Origin of the sequence: Massilia timonae CCUG 45783, from assembly GCF_000315425.1 — a bacterium.
Lineage (GTDB): Bacteria > Pseudomonadota > Gammaproteobacteria > Burkholderiales > Burkholderiaceae_D > Telluria > Telluria timonae.
In genome coordinates this window covers 187,681-188,223 of the sequence record NZ_JH992922.1, presented here as the reverse complement: position 1 = coordinate 188,223, position 543 = coordinate 187,681, and the positions used below count along the sequence as shown (strand labels likewise).

The following is a 543-nucleotide window of genomic DNA, read 5'->3' as shown; positions in this document are numbered from 1 at the left end:
CCAGCGAGCTTGAGCAGGCTTTGCGCCATGCCCATGGCCTGGCGCAGCGGTAGATTGAACAAGCACTTGATGCTCAGGCAGAACTGGATCGCCTCGTCGCTGAACGCCTGGCTGCGCCCTCGCTTACCACTCGGCTGGCCGTGCCAGTTCATCGTCGTGTCAAGCCAGATGAGTAGCGAGCCGCGTGCCTTGAGCGCTTCGTTGTACGTTTTCCAATTGGTCGTGCGGTACTTCTGTGGAGCTGGTTTCATCCCGTTCAGGCTACCAGAGCTACGCGTTCTACGCTGGCCGAGCCTGATTTATGCAACAAAGCCCTTTGGATGTGTAGTGCTCTGGCTAGCTCACGAAGATGTTTTTTTGCATCACGTGTAAAATGTCGTTCAAGTCCATTTCGCGTAGTAATGAAATCAGTAAACTCATACTCATCATTCCAAGGTGAATTTTCTGAACCCCCGGTGTCAGAATAGTTGTCGCGTCACCTGATGAAGTAAATACCAACCGGGGACGGGCAAGAGAGATCGTGTGAAGCAGTATTCAGCAGAA

General features: G+C 52.7%; 1 protein-coding gene. It reads right to left on the bottom strand.

Annotation, left to right across the window (positions count from 1 at the left end):
* Window positions 1-251: IS5/IS1182 family transposase (locus HMPREF9710_RS00755; protein WP_005662943.1), on the bottom strand; the 251-nt coding region annotated here is incomplete at its 3' end.
* Between the last annotated feature and the right edge of the window lie 292 nt (window positions 252-543).